The 18,321-nt window shown below is 46.3% G+C and carries 19 protein-coding genes; 11 read left to right on the top strand and 8 right to left on the bottom strand.

The annotated features are described in order from the left end of the window. The first annotated feature begins 7 nt into the window (after positions 1–7). Genes MiAbW_RS15250 through MiAbW_RS15280 form a run of 7 tightly spaced genes read left to right on the top strand, consistent with a single transcriptional unit; the run spans position 8 to position 3,895 of the window. The gene (locus MiAbW_RS15250) at positions 8–355 is read left to right on the top strand and encodes an NADH-quinone oxidoreductase subunit K (RefSeq protein WP_002761414.1); all 348 of its coding nucleotides are present in this window, start codon (positions 8–10) and stop codon (positions 353–355) included. Further along, positions 352–1,788 carry a cation:proton antiporter gene (locus MiAbW_RS15255; RefSeq protein WP_151696799.1) on the top strand — a complete coding sequence of 479 codons (1,437 nt, stop codon included), beginning with the start codon at positions 352–354 and terminating at the stop codon, positions 1,786–1,788. Before MiAbW_RS15250 ends, MiAbW_RS15255 begins: the two co-directional genes overlap by 4 nt. Then, positions 1,785–2,165 (top strand): Na+/H+ antiporter subunit E, encoded by a 381-nt coding sequence (locus MiAbW_RS15260; RefSeq protein WP_151696800.1) that lies wholly within the window; start codon positions 1,785–1,787, stop codon positions 2,163–2,165. The genes MiAbW_RS15255 and MiAbW_RS15260 overlap by 4 nt, the downstream gene beginning before the upstream one ends. Further along, on the top strand, positions 2,165–2,416 hold the full coding sequence (locus tag MiAbW_RS15265) for a hypothetical protein (RefSeq protein ID WP_002739224.1): 252 nt from the start codon (positions 2,165–2,167) through the stop codon (positions 2,414–2,416). The genes MiAbW_RS15260 and MiAbW_RS15265 overlap by 1 nt, the downstream gene beginning before the upstream one ends. Next, positions 2,413–2,682, top strand: coding sequence for a monovalent cation/H(+) antiporter subunit G (locus MiAbW_RS15270; RefSeq protein ID WP_151696801.1), 270 nt, complete (start codon positions 2,413–2,415; stop codon positions 2,680–2,682). The genes MiAbW_RS15265 and MiAbW_RS15270 overlap by 4 nt, the downstream gene beginning before the upstream one ends. An 8-nt stretch (positions 2,683–2,690) precedes the next feature. Continuing rightward, on the top strand, positions 2,691–3,233 hold the full coding sequence (locus MiAbW_RS15275) for a DUF4040 domain-containing protein (protein WP_151696802.1): 543 nt from the start codon (positions 2,691–2,693) through the stop codon (positions 3,231–3,233). Next, positions 3,233–3,895, top strand: coding sequence for a Na(+)/H(+) antiporter subunit B (locus tag MiAbW_RS15280; RefSeq protein ID WP_061430296.1), 663 nt, complete (start codon positions 3,233–3,235; stop codon positions 3,893–3,895). The genes MiAbW_RS15275 and MiAbW_RS15280 overlap by 1 nt, the downstream gene beginning before the upstream one ends. 167 nt (positions 3,896–4,062) lie before the next feature. Here the strand turns inward: MiAbW_RS15280 and MiAbW_RS15285 are convergent, their stop codons facing one another. Next, entirely contained in the window at positions 4,063–6,234 is a 2,172-nt protein-coding gene (locus tag MiAbW_RS15285; RefSeq protein ID WP_151696803.1) for an EF-hand domain-containing protein, read from the bottom strand. A gap of 294 nt (positions 6,235–6,528) precedes the next feature. On the opposite strand from MiAbW_RS15285, the gene lepB reads away from it, so the two are divergent. After that, complete coding sequence (lepB, locus tag MiAbW_RS15290) at positions 6,529–7,131, top strand: signal peptidase I (protein WP_151696804.1); 603 nt, start codon at positions 6,529–6,531, stop codon at positions 7,129–7,131. A gap of 53 nt (positions 7,132–7,184) precedes the next feature. Here the strand turns inward: lepB and MiAbW_RS15295 are convergent, their stop codons facing one another. The 3 genes from MiAbW_RS15295 to MiAbW_RS15305 form a co-directional block, all read right to left on the bottom strand. Then, positions 7,185–8,156 (bottom strand): ribose-phosphate pyrophosphokinase, encoded by a 972-nt coding sequence (locus tag MiAbW_RS15295; protein ID WP_002783137.1) that lies wholly within the window; start codon positions 8,154–8,156, stop codon positions 7,185–7,187. A gap of 212 nt (positions 8,157–8,368) precedes the next feature. Then, positions 8,369–10,162, bottom strand: a complete 1,794-nt coding sequence (gene typA / locus MiAbW_RS15300) for a translational GTPase TypA (RefSeq protein WP_151696805.1) — start codon at positions 10,160–10,162, stop codon at positions 8,369–8,371. Positions 10,163–10,335: 173 nt separating this feature from the next. Continuing rightward, positions 10,336–11,028, bottom strand: a complete 693-nt coding sequence (locus MiAbW_RS15305; protein WP_151696806.1) for a DUF1997 domain-containing protein — start codon at positions 11,026–11,028, stop codon at positions 10,336–10,338. 124 nt (positions 11,029–11,152) lie between these two features. Here MiAbW_RS15305 and MiAbW_RS15310 point away from each other — a divergent pair, with 124 nt between their 5' ends. The 3 genes from MiAbW_RS15310 to MiAbW_RS15320 all read left to right on the top strand — a co-directional run bounded on the left by MiAbW_RS15310 (position 11,153) and on the right by MiAbW_RS15320 (position 13,600). Next, positions 11,153–11,812, top strand: a complete 660-nt coding sequence (locus MiAbW_RS15310; protein WP_151696807.1) for an SDR family oxidoreductase — start codon at positions 11,153–11,155, stop codon at positions 11,810–11,812. A gap of 113 nt (positions 11,813–11,925) precedes the next feature. Next, positions 11,926–12,048 (top strand): hypothetical protein, encoded by a 123-nt coding sequence (locus tag MiAbW_RS20490; protein WP_274596534.1) that lies wholly within the window; start codon positions 11,926–11,928, stop codon positions 12,046–12,048. A 367-nt stretch (positions 12,049–12,415) separates the two neighbouring features. After that, positions 12,416–13,600, top strand: a complete 1,185-nt coding sequence (locus MiAbW_RS15320; RefSeq protein WP_002792395.1) for an NAD(P)H-quinone oxidoreductase subunit H — start codon at positions 12,416–12,418, stop codon at positions 13,598–13,600. Positions 13,601–13,790: 190 nt separating this feature from the next. On the opposite strand, the gene MiAbW_RS15325 is transcribed toward MiAbW_RS15320, so the two are convergent. From MiAbW_RS15325 to MiAbW_RS15340, 4 genes are all read right to left on the bottom strand, one after another. Then, positions 13,791–17,183, bottom strand: coding sequence for a Swt1 family HEPN domain-containing protein (locus tag MiAbW_RS15325; protein ID WP_151696808.1), 3,393 nt, complete (start codon positions 17,181–17,183; stop codon positions 13,791–13,793). Positions 17,184–17,329: 146 nt separating this feature from the next. Then, on the bottom strand, positions 17,330–17,752 hold the full coding sequence (locus MiAbW_RS15330; RefSeq protein ID WP_151696809.1) for a type II toxin-antitoxin system VapC family toxin: 423 nt from the start codon (positions 17,750–17,752) through the stop codon (positions 17,330–17,332). Further along, on the bottom strand, positions 17,749–17,976 hold the full coding sequence (locus MiAbW_RS15335; RefSeq protein WP_151696810.1) for a hypothetical protein: 228 nt from the start codon (positions 17,974–17,976) through the stop codon (positions 17,749–17,751). The genes MiAbW_RS15330 and MiAbW_RS15335 overlap by 4 nt, the downstream gene beginning before the upstream one ends. 94 nt (positions 17,977–18,070) lie before the next feature. Then, a partial coding sequence (locus tag MiAbW_RS15340) for a hypothetical protein (protein ID WP_151696627.1) occupies positions 18,071–18,321 on the bottom strand: 251 nt, incomplete at its 5' end.

Below are 18,321 nucleotides of genomic sequence, written 5' to 3' on the forward strand. Positions count from 1 at the left end.
AAACCCAGTGACGATTCCCCTGCTAGAGTTGTTTGTATTCGCCACCGTTTTGTGCGGATTTTTAGGAACATTCCTGAAAAAAAACTTAATCATGAAGATTATCGCCATGGATGTCATGAGTACGGGCGTCATCGCCTACTATGTGGTGATTTCTTCCCGTGATGGTTTATTTACTCCCATCCTCAGTACAGTTAAACAGCAAAATTACGCCGATCCTGTACCCCAAGCAGTGATTTTAACAGCGATCGTCATCGGTTTTTCCATTCAGGCGTTAATGCTGGTGGGAGTAATGAAATTAGCCAAAGATAACCCCACCCTCGACAGCAGCGAGATAGAAAAAAATAACACACCATGAATACTTTAACGATCGCTTGGATAAGTTTACCCTTTTTGATCGGCTTTATCATCTATTTACTGCCGCAATTAGACAAATATCTGGCTCTTGCCGCCACTATTATCTCTCTTTCCTATTCTCTCCTTTTATTTAGCCAATCCTCTCCCATAACCCTTGACCTACTAGATAATTATGGCGTGAGACTGGTAGCCGATCAGTTAAGTGCCTATTTTATCCTCACCAATGCCCTGGTGACCATGGCGGTGATCTTTTATAACTGGGAAAGTAGCAAAACCGCCTTTTTTTACGCCCAAGCTATCATTCTGCACGGCAGCATTAATTCTGTCTTCGTCTGTGAGGATTTTATTAGCGTTTACGTTGCCCTAGAAGTAATTAGTATTGCCGCTTTTCTGATGATTGCCTACCCTCGCAGCGATCGCTCTCTCTGGGTTGCCCTGCGTTATCTGTTTATCAGCAATGTGGCGATGTTATTTTACCTTATTGGCGCAGTTTTAGTCTATAAAGCCAATAATTCCTTTGCTTTTGCTGGTTTAAAGGACGCACCTCCCGAAGCCTTGGCTTTAATCTTCATGGGATTATTAGTCAAAGGGGGAATCTTTGTCTCGGGATTATGGCTACCGATGACACACTCGGAATCGGAAACCTCCGTCTCGGCGCTGATGTCGGGGGTGGTGGTAAAAGCTGGCATTTTTCCCCTCCTGCGCTGTGCTTTAATCCTAGAGGATTTAGATGTCCTAATTCGGCTTTTCGGGGTGCTAACGGCGATTTTTGGCGTGTCATACGCAGTGTTTGAAAAGGATAGCAAGCGGATGTTAGCCTTCCATACTATTTCTCAGTTAGGTTTTATTTTAGCCGCCCCGGTAGTCAGTGGTTTTTATACCCTTACTCACGGTTTAGTTAAATCTTCCCTATTTCTATTAGCGGGGGTTTTACCCAGTCGCAATTTTAAAGAATTACAGCAACAATCGATCCCTAATTCTCTCTGGATTGCCCTAGTGGTTGCTAGTTTTTCTATCTCTGGATTCCCCCTATTATCCGGTTTTGGGGCGAAAGCGTTAACGATGAAAAATTTAGTCCCCTGGCAAGAGATTATGATCAATCTTGTGGCGGTGGGTACGGCGATTTCCTTTGCTAAATTTATCTTTTTACCCCACGCAGGTGGCGAAAGTAAACAGAAGCTAACTATCGGTTTCTGGACGGCAATAATTCTGCTCCTTGCTGCCCTATTTTTATCCAATGCCGTCTATGTTGAAGCTTATAATCTACCCAATATTATCAAAGCTTTAGCCGTTATCGGTGCGGGATGGTGGTTATATCTGGGAGTTTTCAAAAAGTTATCCCTAAAATTATCACGGGCCTGGGAACAATTTGATAATCTCGTCGGTATGATGAGTATAATGTTAGTTCTATTATTTTGGATGGTCTTAGCATGATCGGACATATAATTCTGCGTTTAACTATGTGGTTTTTGCTAACCGCTAATTTTACCCCCGCTAATATTATGATCGGGGTGGCTATTGCTTTTCTTTTGCCCCGTAATTTCGGATATAGCGAAACTTTGGGCGATTGGTTAAAGGTAATAATTAAAGTTTTGCTGGCTATTCCCCAAGCTTATAAGGAAGCGTTTGAAATTATCTTTCGTCCCCACAAGGAAGAAGAAATTATTTTAGAGAGAATTTCGGGTAAACGGTCGCCTAGACTGGCTTTTTGGGATATATTTCTCATTACCTTCACTCCGAAAACTATCGTCACCGAATACAAGGAAAATGAGGGTTATGAAGTTCATGTAATTAAACGGAGTTCCCAGTAATGAATATTGTTCTCATTGCCATGATTGTCGCCCTATTAATTCCCCTTTATGAAGTGGCAAAAAATGATGATATATGGCAAAAAATGGCCGCCTTTGCCAGCGCTTCCAGTAAATCATCGATTATTATTCTAGTGGTGTCAGTTCTACGGGATGATTGGATGATTGGAGTGGTAGCAGTGATTATTCTCAGTGTCGGTAATGCTGGCTTTATGTTATTAGCACAAATTCTTAAACGATTGAACGAATCATGATTGACATTTTCAGTTATATCTGCATCGCTATCGGAGTTTTTTTCTGGTTTTGGGGAACGGCGCATCTTTTAGACAAGCGCACGGTATTATATAAATTACACGGTCTATCTGTCGCTGATACCTTGGGTTCTATGGCGATTATTTTCGGGCTACTTTTGAAAGTTCCCCAAAATTGGCCTTTATTATTATTGGCAATAATTTCCCTAGCAATTTGGAACACCATGTTAGGCTACGTTTTAGCTTATACTTCTAGCGATCGAGAGTAAAATTAAAGATGAATGAAAGTTATCTCTATGTTATTGTTGCCCTCTTGCCTTTAACTGCGGCGATGGTGATATTACAATCCAATCCCTACCAAGCTTTAGTAATTCGCGGAGTTTTAGGGGCAATAGCCGCTTTAGTTTATGCTTTATTAGGGGCGGCAGATGTATCTTTAACCGAGGCTTTGATGGGAACCATGTTAGCCGTAACTCTCTACGCGGTGGCGATTCGTTCCTCTTTAGTGATGCGTTTAGGAGTAATTGCCGAGGAAACCGATACAGTTTTAGAACAGTTAAAAACTCAACTACAAACGGTTTTAAGTAAACGTTTTATGCGGTTAGAATTAGTTGCCTACAGTGATAAACAAGCTTTGCAACAGGCACTTATGGATAAGGATGTTCATGCCGTCTGTATCCGTCAAGACAATCCAGAAACTATCCCCTACGAAACCACAATTAGATTACCCTATCTCTACGATATTTTTAAAAATGAATTAACGGCAGCCAACACGATTTTAACCTGTATTGAAACCCGAAAATTAGAGGAGAAACACTAATGAAATGGATTTATACTCTAGCCGCCATTGCCTTCGCTATCAAAATGGTAATTATTCCCAATACTGCTTCCTCTGTATCATCCTTAGAAATTGTTGAATCCCTGGTGCGCGACGGTGGTGTTCCTAATGCGGTTTCGGTGGTTATTTTTCGTAATCGTCTCTACGATACCATCTATGAAGTGGTTGTTTTTACCATTGCCATTATGGGGGCGAATTTTCTTTTAGCCACCGAAAAACCCGCCAGCAAAATCCATCAATTTACCGACCAACCTTCAATTATTTTAGCCCGTTTGGGGTCAACAATTGCCGCTTTAGTGGGCATTGAATTAGCTATCCGCGGACACTTAAGTCCGGGGGGAGGTTTTGCCGCCGGAGTCGCCGGAGGTACGGCAATTGGTTTAATAGCAATTACCTCCTCTCCCGAATGGATGCAAGCAATTTATCGCCGTTGGCAAGCGGCAACATGGGAGAAAATTTCCGTCTTAGTTTTTATTGTTTTAGCCGCCATTACTCTTTCAGGATTTGAGTTACCCCACGGGGAATTAGGGGCGCTATTTAGTGGCGGCATTTTACCGATACTAAACATTTTAGTCGCCGTTAAAGTAGCTTTAGGTTCCTGGGCAGTAATCCTCGTTTTTATCCGTTATCGCGGTTTATTGTGAAGTGTAGATGGACAAATAGAAAAAAGTTGCTTAAAAAAGCTTGACAAAATCCCTCAACTTGACTTATACTTTCTAGTATAATAGGGATCCGTGCCTGCCTGCGAACAACTATTTTTCGAGAGAATTAAAGGAGTCAGGGAAAATAAAGACTCCTTAGCCAAGACAGTTTATTTGTGGAATTGGTGCAGTAGGTCGCGAAATTCCTGAAAACTAATCTGATTGTCGCGACTGGTATCGGCCTGCTGTAACATAGTTTCGATTTCCTTGTCTGTCACCCCCGGTTCGATCGCCTGAAGACAAGCTTTCAACTCCTCAAGGCTAATTTGTCCTGAACCATCACTATCAAATAGCTGGAATCTTTCCAATAAAATCCTTTCCTGTTGATCACGATCGCTGTCACTACTAAAAGATAGACGATCGAAGACCTGAAAAGCGCGGGCGATATTTTGCCATAATTGACGGGCCAGAGGACGATGAAGAATCGTTTCCTCTTCCTGACCAGTAACTCCGTACTGGCGACGCAAAGACTCGACAGTTTCCGTTTCTGCGGCCGGCAATTCCGTCAATAAATGCTCGATCGCCTCCCTGGAACTCTTACCGGTTAACACTTCCAGCAATTCCGATCCCACCTGGCGTTCGGGGTCTTTTTTCCAAGTCACCAAGAGACTTTCCAACAAAGCATCGCGATAACTCTGTAAACGCAACCAATCCTCGCGACTATACTGCTTTTCTGGATCTAGAAGTTCGGCCGATTCCACACCCAACTCCGTTAGAATTGCCTGATGTTCTGCCTCGGTAATCGTCAACTCTAAGCGCATTTGTTGCAGGATTTCGAGGCTGTGGCCGAAGTCAGTATATCCCTCCTCCAAAGCCTCTTTTAACACGGCTTTATAGGCTTTTAGACGCTTCTGGTGGGTGAAATCCGGCAGTATCTTGGCTAACACATACACCTCATCCGCGTGCAAAGCTTCCAGCGATCGCCCATCGAGATATTTAGCCGTATCGAGACCCAGTTTACCCAACTGTTTACGCAATCTTCCCGCTAGTCCTTCCCGTTGGTAAAGACCCGGATTCCTTGTCCAGGTGCGATATAACCATAAACTACTCAAAACCGCCAGTAAAATACTAGCGAAATAATGCCAAAATTTTGGCAAAAGATTAATAAAAGGACGACCACCGAAAATAAAGAAGAAATTGAAAATCAGAAAAGTTCCGACAGTAAAGACGCGGTGACGGATAATTTCTGTAGTTAAAGGCGACTTTTTGCGAATTCTATAGACTTTATAGGCATTTTCAACTTTTTTACCGAGAAAGTAACCCAAAAAAGTGCAGATTGCCAAAGTTAAGGGAACAGCTACCAACCTCGGAATCGCAATTGCCTGACCAGCAAGATAAAAACCCGGTTTAAAGAGGGATTCTAGTTGATTTTCGTCGTGCGCCCAAGCCCCAGAGAAATAATAGTCCCAATTGCCAGCATAAAGGTAATAATAGATAAAATAGCCAAAAACTAAGCCAAAATAACCGTAATAAAGCCATTGGCGATCGCTATTAGTAATCCCATCCCAATAGGATCTTTCCGCATCGATATCGATACAGGGACTCTGACAGGCAACACAGGCACTTTGTTCGCTACCATCTTCATGGACAATGCGACACATAGATTGAGTAATCCCACCGCGACTGTCTTCGTGAGCGGTACTATTTAGTAAACCCCTCGGTTCACCGTAAATCTTTTGGACTGGACTCATGGGACAGAAATAGTTACACCAAGATTTGCCCCCATACCAGTAACCCACAAAGATCGCCGCTAGAATAGTCAAGATTAAAAAGCTGCCTAAGAATAAGCGATCGGAATTATAAAAGAGAATCCGTCCGCATAAACCCAAAAATAACAGACTGAATTGTAGATAGAGATAATTCTGGGCTAACCAAGAGTTTTTTGGCACTTTATAGATTTCATAGCGGACTTTTCCTGATTTATCGGTCTGTTTTTTCTGTCTTTGTTTACCCAAAGCACGCGGTATTTGAGAAAGAAAGGATAAAGGACAGATACGCCGCCAGAGTTCGTGACCGAATACTAATAAGATAAAAATACCACTAGGAACCACTATTCCCCAAAAAATCGGCGCACCTAACTGATAGGAGGATTGGGGTAGGCAAACTTCCTGGACTTTAATGCACACATCGGGGGCAACTCTCAGGGGACTAGAAAGATTATTAGGATCGGTTAATTTTGCCGAAATCGGGTCAAAAAACAGAGAAAATATCAGAATTAACCAAGCGATGGTCACAACCCATCGCAGATAGTGCATTGATCGTTCGGGAATTTGTGCAAACATAGGTCTAAGTAGTGGTTTAGAAGCGACTTTTAAGGGAGATAGGTGTCTAATCCTCGAATTCTAACGTTTTTACCTTAATAGCGGCGAAAAACCCTCCTTTTTGATGGACTAATCTGACCCTTTTCTACCTCCGAGGAAATTCCCCTTCCGGCGGCAGAATGCGGGATTGACAAATTAACAGTGATCCAGTAGATGTGGGAAAATTGTCTTAAAATATTATCTACGCTGCTACTATCACTAAACTAGAAAATTAAAGAGCGCATTGGCTTAATCCTTCTCAAAAGTTAAAATTCTATGGCTGAAAGCTTGAACCATAAATCTGAAAAACCTTCTCCCCCTCCCGTACCCCAAGAAAATCCTTGGATAGAAGCAGTTAAAACCATTGTCACGGCTGGAATTTTGGCCTTTGGCATCCGCACTTTTGTGGCCGAAGCCCGTTATATCCCCTCTTCTTCCATGGAACCTACTCTCCAGATTAACGATCGCCTAATTATCGAGAAAGTTAGCTATCATTTTCATAAGCCAGAACGGGGTGATATAGTGGTTTTTAGTCCGACAGCCGCTCTGAAAGCTCAAAATTTTCAGGATGCTTTTATTAAACGGGTGATTGGACTGCCGGGGGATAAGGTGGAAGTCAAAGACGGTTTAGTTTACGTCAACGGTAAAGTTTTAGCGGAAAACTATATTGCCGAAGAACCTAATTATACTTTCGGGCCGGTGACAGTCCCCCCCGATCAATATCTGGTTTTGGGCGATAATCGCAATAATAGCTATGATTCCCACGCTTGGGGCTTCGTTCCTCGGGAAAACTTAATCGGTCGCGCTGTGGTGCGTTTTTGGCCCTTCAATCGTCTGGGAGGACTTGACAACCCCGACGCTGCCACAAATCAGAATTAATGTCAAGAAAATAAATATAAAAATTCCCCCTAGTTTTAGGGGGATTCGAGCATCTATTTAAACATATTACTCACGGAATTGTCCTCATGGATGCGCCATATGGCCTCACCCAGAATCGGGGCAACCGGCAAGACTTTCAGTTGCGGGAAAAAATGTTCTTGCGGCACGGGAATCGTGTTAGTCACGATCACTTCCTCGACTATGCCACTGGATAAACGCTCGATCGCAGGACCGGAAAAAACCGGATGGGTGGCACAAGCATAAACCTGTCGCGCCCCCTTGGCTTTCAGTAACTGCGCCCCTTGAGCGATCGTACCGGCCGTATCGATCATATCATCGACTAAAACCGCCGTTTTATCCTTAACATCGCCGATCAAGTTCATCACTTCCGCCACGTTATGGGTTTGCCGGCGTTTGTCAATAATTGCTAGGGGTGCATCATTGAGTTTTTTGGCAAAAGCCCGCGCCCTAGCCACCCCACCCACATCGGGAGAAACCACGACGATATCGGGTAATTGTTTACTGAGAAGATAGTCCACCACCACTGGGGAACCGTAAACGTGATCGAAGGGAATATCGAAATAACCTTGAATTTGGGCCGAATGCAAATCCATGGCCAACACGCGACTTGCCCCCGCTTCCGTGATCAGATTAGCCACCAGTTTAGCGGCGATCGATTCCCGGCCGGCGGTTTTGCGATCGGCGCGCGCATAACCATAATAGGGAATTACGGCGGTAATTTGTCGGGCAGAAGCACGACGACAGGCATCGATCATGATTAACAATTCCATCAAGTGATCGTTGACGGGATTGCAACAGGGTTGAATTAAATAGACATCACAGCCCCGGATCGATTCCTGAATCTGGATGTACAATTCACCATCGGCGAAACGTTTACGAATCATCGGACCCACATCCATGCCCAGATAACGGGCTACCTCTTGGGCAAGAGAGACATTAGCGGATCCCGAAAAGAGACGAAGACGATTGCTGTCCGACGCGGCGGGAAACATCGGATGTCGCATCAAAGTAGCAGAATAGCTCACAGCAGATTCTTTACCCTCAAACTCAAGGCACTTTTTTCTATCATCTCAGTTTTGTTGAAAATCTGAGTGGATTTCTTTGTTAGATATCGATCTTAACCAATTACCGATCATCTTCCAGTCGTTGCGGCACCTTTTAGCGGCAATTGCCATGGCAAAATTGCCGCCAGATTTTGTCAAATTAGCATCACCGATTAACGTTTGGCTAACTTTTTCACCGGTAATTTACGCAGACGGATCGATTTCGGGGTAATTTCTACCAACTCATCTGGTCCAATGTATTCCAGGGCGCGTTCGAGACTCATATCCACGGGGGACTGTAACTGAACCAATTCATCCCCGGTGGCGGAACGATGGTTAGTTAACTGTTTAGTTTTGCAGATATTGATCTCCACGTCTTGGGGCCGGTTACTTTCGCCGATAATCATGTTTTTATACACTTTTGTCCCAGGAGTAATAAAGAATACTCCCCGGTCCTCGGCGTTTTTGAGGGCGTAGAAAGTGGCCACTCCCTCCTCAAAGGCAGTAATCACGCCATTATAACGGGTGGCTAATTCCCCGGAGAAAGGACGATATTCGAGAAAACTATGGTTCATAATCCCCTCACCGCGACTCAGACGGATAAATTCCCCCCGGAAACCGATTAAACCCCGGGCCGGAATCACGAATTCCAATTGAGTGCGGCCATTGCTGCCCGTCTGCATATCCTGCATTTCCCCTTTCCGTTGGCCGAGACGTTCGATACTGGAACCCACCGCTTCTTCGGGTACATCTAAAACGAGGTATTCGTAGGGTTCGCAGGGTTGACCGTTTATTTCCCGATAGATAACCTGCGGCTGCGATACTTGGAATTCGTAGCCTTCCCGACGCATGGTTTCGATGAGAATGCCTAAATGCAGTTCTCCCCGTCCCGAAACCAGGAATTTCTCGGCGGAATCACTTTCTTCCACCCGCAGGGCGACGTTAGTTTCTAATTCTCGCATGAGACGATCGCGAATTTGCCGCGAGGTGACAAAAGTGCCTTCCTGACCGGCAAAGGGAGAATCGTTAACCGAGAAGGTCATTTGTAGGGTCGGTTCATCGACTTTAATTAGGGGTAAAGCTTGCGGGTCATCGGCTAAAGTTACCGTTTCCCCGATGTTAGCGTCGGCAAAACCAGCCACAGCAACGATATTACCGGCGCTGGACTCGTTTAGTTCCACCCGTTTGAGACCCTCAAAACCAAGAAGTTTTGTTATTTTACCCTTGACAATCGCGCCCGTATCCTTTACTAAAGCAGCCTGTTGACCGGATTTAATTACGCCGTTATGGATGCGGCCGATAACGATGCGTCCTAAGTATTCCGAGTAATCGAGGGTGGTTACTTGCAACTGTAGGGGTTTGTTAACGTCCCCAGCCGGTGGTGGAACGTGGTGTAAAATCGCCTCAAACAGGGGCTGCATATCTTTGTCTTCGTCTTCGAGGCTTTCTTTGGCGAATCCTTGCATCCCAGAAGCGAACAGAGTAGTAAAATCACATTGGTCGTCATCGGCACCCAGTTCCACAAACAGATCGAAAACTTTGTCCACGGCTAGATTAGGATCCACGTTAGGGCGATCAATTTTATTAACCACGACAATCGGTCTTAATCCCTTTTCTAGGGCTTTTTTCAGCACAAAACGGGTTTGGGGCATCGGCCCCTCGTTAGCATCGACAATCAGGATACAACCGTCCACCATACCTAAAACCCGTTCCACTTCGCCACCAAAGTCGGCGTGACCGGGAGTATCGACGATGTTAATCAGGGTGTCTTGGTAACGAACGGCGGTATTTTTGGCCAGAATGGTGATACCGCGTTCTCTTTCGAGGTCATTGGAATCCATGACGCAGGTGGGTACATCTTCCCCTTCTCGAAAGATTCCCGACTGTTTGAGGAGTGCATCGACGAGGGTGGTTTTCCCGTGGTCAACGTGAGCAATGATAGCAACGTTACGGATAGGCAGAGACATAAAATATTGAAGTAGTCTTAGGTTTATTTTTACGAGTAAACATTTCTTAAAATTCTAGCTTAGACTGACCAGCGTCGTTAGCAAATCTTTATTTTTCCTTGGTTTCCCATCAGCAAGCTCTACTGCTTACTGTTGACAGACACAGCAACAGGCCCGAAACCCTAGGTCAGCAGCTAACCCTCGCAGGAGTCGAGACGATAGAAAAGACGACTGGAGGCAGGGGGTAGGGGTAGATTGAAGCTAGAGTGAAAATCCTCTTGAACTTTATAGGTTAAGCGGGGGGAAACTTGGCGAACAATTTGCGTCAACAGTTTATCACCGGTTTTTTGGAGAATTGAACGGGGAATCTTATAAATAAACTTGGGAAACTTAACCATAACATCCATGTGCAGTTCCCAGGTGACTTGGGTGATAACCGCCGGAATATCCCGCTCCTGTTGCCGAAAAATTGCCTCAATTTCCTGACTAGGAGAAGATATCGGCATTTCCTCTAGTTTCATAATTGCCTGATAATCCACTAGATAGCCCAAAAACGGTTGATCGGGAATGGGGACACTGCGAGTATGATAGACTCCATTGACGGGCAGCTCCAGAACCACAGCGATTTTCGGCTCCAGTTCATAGCCAAAAGCACCATATTTACCGATGGTGATAATATAACCATTGTCACCGAAGGGCATAGTTTTCATCGGTTCGGCACAACGACAAAACCAACCTTCGTGCGCGCCCAGATAATCGGCAACCGTGTCCTGATTGCTATACATATCCATGCATCCGGCAAAATGGGTTTGAAAACTGAGAAATTGATTGTCTTCTTTGACTTCTACAGATTCGCGAGCTAGGGAGTTAATGGGGGAACGCTGCATGACTTATAAACCTGGAAAATGATAGTGTTAGAAAAATTTGGCGATTAACCACCAAACAATCGGGGAAATTTGTAGAATCGAGATTAGTGTAACGTATTGTTAAGAACTATTTGGTCAAGAAGCGATGAAAGCATTTGTAGCAGGAGCCACGGGGGAAACGGGACGGAGAATCGTTGCCCAATTAGTCGAACGTCAGATTCCCGTCCGCGCTTTGGTGAGAAACCGCGAGAAAGCGGCGGAAATTTTGCCGACAGGGGTGGAAATCGTCGTCGGAGATGTCCAACAGGCCGATAAGTTAGAGGAACTAATCGCTGATTGTAGCGTTTTGCTCTGCGCCACGGGGGCCAGACCGAGTTTTAATCCCACGGAACCTTTGTTGGTGGACTACTTGGGCACTAAAAATCTCATCGATGCCGCCAAAAAGAAAGGAATCGAGCATTTTGTTCTCGTCACTTCCCTCTGTGTATCGAACTTTTTCCATCCCCTCAATCTCTTTTGGCTAATTTTATTCTGGAAAAAACAAGCGGAAGCCTATTTGATCAATAGTGGCTTAACCTACACGATCGTGCGCCCTGGAGGCCTGAAAAATGATGATAATCTTAATGCCATTAAAATGTCATCCGCCGATACCCTGTCTGAGGGCAATATTCCCCGCACGAAAGTGGCCTCGGTTTGCGTAGAATCCCTATTTTATCCGGCCGCTAACAATAAAATTCTCGAAATTGTTGCCCCCTCAGACGCTCCCAATCTCGATTGGCCCCAATTGTTTCAAAGTGTCACCTAAGGGGATTATTCATCAGCAATTGCCCCATCGGTTCTGGGGCAATTGCTGGTCCTATCGACTCACCCCAGACTCACTCACAAGGGTAGGTTTTTTACATTTAGATTTATAATGGGGTGAGACAAGGCAGACAAGGAGGGAAAGTGGACAAGGAAGAAGACAAAAAAACCATTAAAACTCATGAAGATCTAGTTATCTATCAAAAAGCCTTTGATGCGGCCATGAGTATTTTTGAATGATCAAAACGGTTTCCCACGACGGCTTTGTGCTAAAATGACTATAGGTTGCCGACCGTGAGAACGTGAGGAAACAGGTTAAACGTCCTACTCCGTCATCTCAAAATTTCTAACAGTCAATGGTGTTCAATTAAGTCCAAACTGTCAGAACGCAAAACAATTAAATACTGTGGGACACACAGAAATTTACGCTTGGGGAGTAGTCTATAGGAGTGCTTGCCTTCTGGGTGTAGTCGGACTAGACATGAAACTGTAAGGCCAAAATTAGCTTTGCTGGTAGAGGCAGGATTCAGCCCAAGAATCTCCACACTTTTAAGGCGGAGAGTGTCAAAATAACTTTAAAAAGATTTTCGGGATCATCGGTAGCCCTATGGCAAAAATTGAAACGAGAACAGAACCCATGGTTTTAAACATGGGACCCCATCATCCTTCGATGCACGGTGTTTTGCGCTTAATCGTCACCCTCGACGGGGAAGACGTGATTGACTGTGAACCCGTGATCGGTTATCTTCATAGGGGCATGGAAAAAATTGCCGAAAATCGCACTAATGTCATGTACGTTCCCTACGTTAGTCGTTGGGATTACGCCGCAGGGATGTTTAATGAGGCAATTACAGTCAATGCTCCCGAAAAATTAGCCGATATCGCCGTTCCCAAACGAGCGCAATATATCCGGGTGATTATGTTGGAACTCAACCGCATCGCTAACCATTTACTCTGGTTAGGCCCGTTTATGGCGGATGTGGGCGCACAAACTCCCTTTTTCTACATTTTCCGGGAACGGGAGATGATTTATGACCTCTGGGAAGCTGCGACGGGAATGCGGTTAATTAATAATAATTATTTCCGTATTGGTGGCGTGGCGGTAGATTTACCCTACGGATGGGTGGATAAGTGCGTGGATTTCTGTGACTATTTTGACCCGAAAGTGGACGAATATGAGAAATTAATCACTAATAACCCGATTTTCCGCCGTCGTATCGAAGGAGTAGGCTGCATTACCAGAGAGGAAGCGATTAACTGGGGTTTATCCGGTCCAATGTTGCGCGCTTCCGGAGTGAAATGGGATTTAAGAAAAGTTGACCATTACGAGTGTTACGACGATTTTGACTGGGAAGTGCATTGGGAAACCGCGGGCGATTGTTTTGCTCGTTATCTGGTGCGGATTCGGGAAATGCGCGAATCGGTGAAAATTATCCGGCAAGCACTGAAAGGTTTACCCGGTGGTCCCTACGAAAATCTGGAAGCGAAACGGATGGCAGAAGGGAAAAAATCAGCTTGGAATGATTTTGACTATCAATATATCGCCAAAAAAGTCGCCCCCACTTTCAAAATCCCTAAGGGTGAACATTATGTGCGCTTGGAAAGTGGTAAAGGCGAATTAGGTATCTTTATCGTCGGTAATGATGATGTTTTCCCTTGGCGTTGGAAAATTCGGGCTGCCGATTTTAATAATCTTCAAATTCTGCCCCATATCCTCAAAGGGGTAAAAGTTGCCGATATTATGGCGATTTTAGGCAGTATTGATATTATTATGGGGTCGGTTGATCGCTAAATCCCCTTAAGGGTGGGTTATTCTATTAACTCACCCCCGTTTTCGACCAGTCTCATGTAATGCCAAATCCGTTTTTAATATGGATTGTTTCTCCCCACTTGCCCACTCCGGCGCTCGCAACGCGCTCGCTACGCGAGATCGGCTGCAGTATTGTAAAGTTTCAATACAAATATGGTCAGTTATAGAGAAGTCACTCCTGCTCAAAGGACTGCTTCGTAAACTTCAAGGTGCGACAATTCTCCGTCACCGTCCGCACCACATCATCGGGCGCACCATCGGGAATATCCGCTTCGATCTCTAGCGTTACCTTGACGCTGGCACCTTTGAGGCGGGTGAGGTGTTGGATGATCTCGTTGGCGATCGCTGGAGCGTCTCGATTGATTCGCAGGGGATCGATCGAGACAATGCCGTAAAACCTCCGCAGAACCGGCTTTTTCTCAACCAGATCATCGGGGGACTCTTTCGCAGTTAATCCAACACCAGAGGTTAAAGATGGCGGACTTTGGCGGTCACTGGAGATAACCGAATCAGTCTCGGCAGTGGTCGGGGAATTAGCCAGTTTCTCCGCTTCCAGCTGCCCCATAGCCACATCGGGCTTAACCAGAAGGTTTTGACTGCTGAGGCTGGGTGTGATGTGTCTATTGATGACCAGACCGACATACTTTTGCCTTGCCTCGTCCCAGCCCTCTGCATAACCAAAATTTTCCTGCACGAGCATTGAGACCACTCCCTCCCGCACGGTTTGAAGCAGAACATCTGGGTTCTTGAGACGGGGCAAGTAAAGGTACTGCGCTAGGTACTCCCAGAGACGTTTCAGATCGATGTGGTTAGTTGAACGCCACAGGTATTTGTCGAGGGCTTCCCTCCGCAGGTTGTCACCAGAGTAATGGGTAATCAGTTGCTCCTCATGAACCAGTTTGCGGCTGGCTCGATCGATAGGCGAATCGTCCCCCTGAAGAGGGGTTTCAGTCCAGTGGATGCCTTTCTGGGGGTCGGGTTGCTCCGGAACCAGCAGCCACTTATAGGTTTGGTTGAGGATCGTACTTACCTCCTTGTCGGTTTGGTTGCGCTTGCTGGTGGCCTGTTTGCTCTGAGAAACATCGAGATTGAGGGTTTCCTTATCCGCCACAATCGAATCCCAGGCAAGATACCCGGCGACGTTCTTCTCTAAGTTTTCCAGGTTCGACTTGTCAGCGGCAAGGAATACCAGCGTATTCTTGTAATAGCGGGGGCTACCCCCTCTCTGATTGAGAATTTCCCCTACTAAACGCCGAGCGGGGCTATCCTCGGCAGATTTGCTGTGGGGTTGATCGGGACGAAGAACCACGAGCCGCACGCCGAGATTAGAATCATCGGGAATATCGGCAGTAGATTCTGGGGCAATATGAATCGCTCCAAACTCGCCCCGCTGCTGGTCGGCCTTCAAGCGCCGGACAATTTCTTCTATCACTTTATAGCGCTCCTCAAAGAGCAGGTTTGCCCGATCTTGGGCGGTGCGGGTAACGTTGGGCTGGTTAGAAATCCAGTAACGGTTGCCATCGATGTAGAGATAGGTGGCTCGATCCGTCAGTCGCCGGAGGGCATCCCCAAAGATGGCCACAGTCTCCCCCGGCTGCGCGCAACCCAGTTTTATCCTCTTATCTTCTAGACCTCGGTTAGCAGCCCGAATCGTGGGGGCCGAGCCAAGGTAAATAGTGCGCGTGACCCGACGGCAAGCAGAATAGCGTCCCAGGTTGGAATTTTGGCGATCGATGTCGAGGGGCAGAGAATTGGGGCCATCCACATCCTTTTCGATGATCGGAACCCAATTATCATCCAAGTAGCGGGTTAATTCCGATTGAACCTGAGCATCATCCATCGGGACGTGGGCCGGCATGATCAGAAGGCTCTTATCGTCCCGCTCCCAAAGGGAATGGATAACTTTCGCCATCAGGCGCAACACGCCCCGGGTGCGCTGGAATTTATCGAGGGTTGACCAGTCGGAGTAGAGGCGATCGAAAAATTCCGGGTGAATGGGATAGGCTTCCCGCAGACGGCGATCGTAGTCAGCCTCCCGGCATTCTGTAGGAAACTCTTGGGCCTGGGTGCGATACATTTCGGTGAAGGCTTTGAGAACTGCATCCCGCGCTACAAATAGTTTCGGATCAGTCATGGTCTGGAACAGGCGGCGGCGGACGATCTCGAAACTCTCCTCGGCACTGGCAGGTCGCCAGGGGGATTGGATGCGCCCAATCGCATTTTTAAGGCGGTCTAGGGCCTCTGTGCCCCGTTCTCCTCCGGTTTCAACATCTGTAGCCCGTACTTCTCCGGTTTTTTCGTCAACGGTTTCCGAAGCGGGGATACTCACAGCCAAAAGGGTCTGCTGGGCATTTTTCGCCGACTCGCTCAGGGTTTGGGCAAAAGTAAACTGGGTGTCAAAACTACCGCCGGGAATATCGTTCTTGTCGTGCAATTGCCTGGCATAGGCAACCCATTCGTCGATCAAGATCAAACAGGGTGAAAAACGATTAAACAATATTTTGAGTGCGTCTCCCGGATTAGTGGAAGTTTCATCGGCGTTGCGAACTAGAGCGTAGCCCTCAGCGCCGCCGAGTTGCCAAGCTATTTCTCCCCACAGGGTCTTGATTTCTGGGCGATTTTGCTTGTTGTGTTCCGGTTTGTAGGGGGGGATGCCACTAGGCTGGACTTTAGTGCCGACCAGAACAGCAATGTTGACATTTTCGGGGGGTTTTTTAATGTTCAGAGCTTGGAATATCGACTCCATACCGGGAAGATCTTCGATCGCTAAAGCATTGCACAGATGGTAGAGGGCCAGCATGGCGTGGGTTTTTCCGCCACCGAAGTTAGTTTGCAGTTCAATCACCGGCTCTCCGCCATTACCACTCAGACGCAGCAGGGCATTGGTCAGAAGTTGCTTGAGTCCTTCGGTGAGGTAGGTGCGGCGGAAAAATTCCGTCGGGTCGCGGTATTCGTCAGAGCCTTCATCGAGATAGACTTGCCAGAGGTCGGCGGCAAATTCGGCCTGTTGGAAGCGTCCAGAAGCCACATCGGGGTGGGGGGTGGCGATTTCCCGCCAGGGTTTCAATCCCGACATCGGTTGTCCTTCCGTCGGTGCGATCGCTTGGCGCCGTGTCTCTCGCCGGGCCTGTTCTTCAAAGCGTAGTCTGAGGATCTCTTGCTTCTGCTTCTCCACTTCTTGGGTGTCGGCGGAAACCGAACTCAGTAGGCGAGAGATGCTATCAAAAGCCCGGTAAGCATCGTCGAGGCTGAAAGCATCGTTATGGGCCCAGGCGTTGCGGACATCTCTTAGTTCACTGGTCAGAGAGCGATCGCTTCTGCCTAGGGTTTTCTTAAAGACTTCATTCCACTGCTCCCAGAGGACAATTAGTAGGGCCGAAACGTCTTCTTTGAGGACGGCATCACCTGTCCTGCGGATCGTGTAGCTCTCTGGGAGGCAACTTAAGGCCACGGCGAGCCACTTCTGGCCGTAGCTTGCTTTCATTTCTCGTTCTATGAAGGGGTAGAGTCCCTCTCTGAGGAAATCTAGGGCGCGTCCGACTCGTTCACGATTGCTGATTGCCATGGGATTTGATGAGGAGTTATTTTTATAATGCCTCAATTTGGGAGGGTTAACCACAAAGGCACAAAGAACACGAAGGGGGGTTAACCACAGAGGCACAAAGAACACGAAGGGGGATTTTGAACCACAGAGGCACAGAGGTCACGGAGTTAGGGAGAACTGGGCAGACGGAGAAAACCCATTTGAGAAAAGTGGTGATCAAAGGTAAAGACTTCAGTGATATTTTCCTGCTTCATAACAACATAGGAGGTACAGTCGGTAAAAGACCATTGTTTGTCTGTATTATGTTTTTCAAAAATCTGCCATGTCTGCACTGCTATGATTTCAGAAATCCAGATGATTTTTAAGATTTTTTTGGTGATAATAAAATCAATTTTTGTCTTGAATTGCACCGTTTTCGTGTAACCAACATTGACCAGAAGTAAAGTGTAAAGCTCATCCAGTACATAATTTGTCGTCACCAGGACAATCCCTTTTACTTGATGATTAAATTCTACCGCTCTGGCATGGTTGTCGTCATTTTTGTCGGCCAAAGCAGCCAAAGCACTTGTATCTACAAATATCTGTTTCATTGGGGTTGGGAATAAAGATAGCGATCATGATTGATAGAAGAATTTTCTAGACAACCGGGTACAGCATCATCTCCTAGCGTTTCCCAAACTTTCCAAGCTTCTTCATCAATAGGTTCTGCTTCAGAAGCTACTGCTTGATTTAGCTTTTCTCTCAGAATGTTTTGTTCTGATTTAGGTAATGATTGAATTATTTGAATGATGGAATCGACTAACTGAGTATTCATGGTATTAGTTGATGATGTTTTAAAACTCGTGATTTTGTTTGAACCACAAAGGCACAAAGGTCACTAAGGGGGATTTACCACAAAGGCACAAAGGTCACAAAGAAAAGGATAGTTGTTCGGGGGAGGGTTTATATTCGTTGGCTAGGCGGGTGATTTCTGGCCAGGAGGTGACGAGGCTATTGTAGGCTATGCCTTCTTGGGTCCAACCTTTTCTGTCACAGAGGCTATAAAGTCTATAGGCGAGTTCTTTGGCTAGGTGGGCTTTGTTTCCTAGTTTGGCTAGGAGTTCCGCCGCTCCGGTTTCGCCCTTTTTATCGAGGGTATGGATGAGGTATTGGGTGATTT

The sequence above is a fragment of the Microcystis aeruginosa NIES-4325 genome, assembly GCF_008974145.1.
Classification (GTDB): domain Bacteria; phylum Cyanobacteriota; class Cyanobacteriia; order Cyanobacteriales; family Microcystaceae; genus Microcystis; species Microcystis aeruginosa_G.

What these genes read in the sequence shown, in the direction of transcription:
- MiAbW_RS15260 (WP_151696800.1), top strand. Translation starts at nt 1,785, where the DNA reads ATGATCGGACATATAATTCTGCGTTTAACTATGTGGTTTTTGCTAACC.
- MiAbW_RS15270 (WP_151696801.1), top strand. Translation starts at nt 2,413, where the DNA reads ATGATTGACATTTTCAGTTATATCTGCATCGCTATCGGAGTTTTTTTC.
- MiAbW_RS15255 (WP_151696799.1), top strand. Translation starts at nt 352, where the DNA reads ATGAATACTTTAACGATCGCTTGGATAAGTTTACCCTTTTTGATCGGC.
- MiAbW_RS15275 (WP_151696802.1), top strand. Translation starts at nt 2,691, where the DNA reads ATGAATGAAAGTTATCTCTATGTTATTGTTGCCCTCTTGCCTTTAACT.
- MiAbW_RS15320 (WP_002792395.1), top strand. Translation starts at nt 12,416, where the DNA reads ATGGCAAAAATTGAAACGAGAACAGAACCCATGGTTTTAAACATGGGA.
- MiAbW_RS15310 (WP_151696807.1), top strand. Translation starts at nt 11,153, where the DNA reads ATGAAAGCATTTGTAGCAGGAGCCACGGGGGAAACGGGACGGAGAATC.
- MiAbW_RS15280 (WP_061430296.1), top strand. Translation starts at nt 3,233, where the DNA reads ATGAAATGGATTTATACTCTAGCCGCCATTGCCTTCGCTATCAAAATG.
- lepB (WP_151696804.1), top strand. Translation starts at nt 6,529, where the DNA reads ATGGCTGAAAGCTTGAACCATAAATCTGAAAAACCTTCTCCCCCTCCC.
- MiAbW_RS15305 (WP_151696806.1), bottom strand. Translation starts at nt 11,028, where the DNA reads ATGCAGCGTTCCCCCATTAACTCCCTAGCTCGCGAATCTGTAGAAGTC.
- MiAbW_RS15285 (WP_151696803.1), bottom strand. Translation starts at nt 6,234, where the DNA reads ATGTTTGCACAAATTCCCGAACGATCAATGCACTATCTGCGATGGGTT.
- MiAbW_RS15325 (WP_151696808.1), bottom strand. Translation starts at nt 17,183, where the DNA reads ATGGCAATCAGCAATCGTGAACGAGTCGGACGCGCCCTAGATTTCCTC.
- MiAbW_RS15295 (WP_002783137.1), bottom strand. Translation starts at nt 8,156, where the DNA reads ATGCGACATCCGATGTTTCCCGCCGCGTCGGACAGCAATCGTCTTCGT.
- typA (WP_151696805.1), bottom strand. Translation starts at nt 10,162, where the DNA reads ATGTCTCTGCCTATCCGTAACGTTGCTATCATTGCTCACGTTGACCAC.
- MiAbW_RS15265 (WP_002739224.1), top strand. Translation starts at nt 2,165, where the DNA reads ATGAATATTGTTCTCATTGCCATGATTGTCGCCCTATTAATTCCCCTT.
- MiAbW_RS15335 (WP_151696810.1), bottom strand. Translation starts at nt 17,976, where the DNA reads ATGAATACTCAGTTAGTCGATTCCATCATTCAAATAATTCAATCATTA.
- MiAbW_RS15330 (WP_151696809.1), bottom strand. Translation starts at nt 17,752, where the DNA reads ATGAAACAGATATTTGTAGATACAAGTGCTTTGGCTGCTTTGGCCGAC.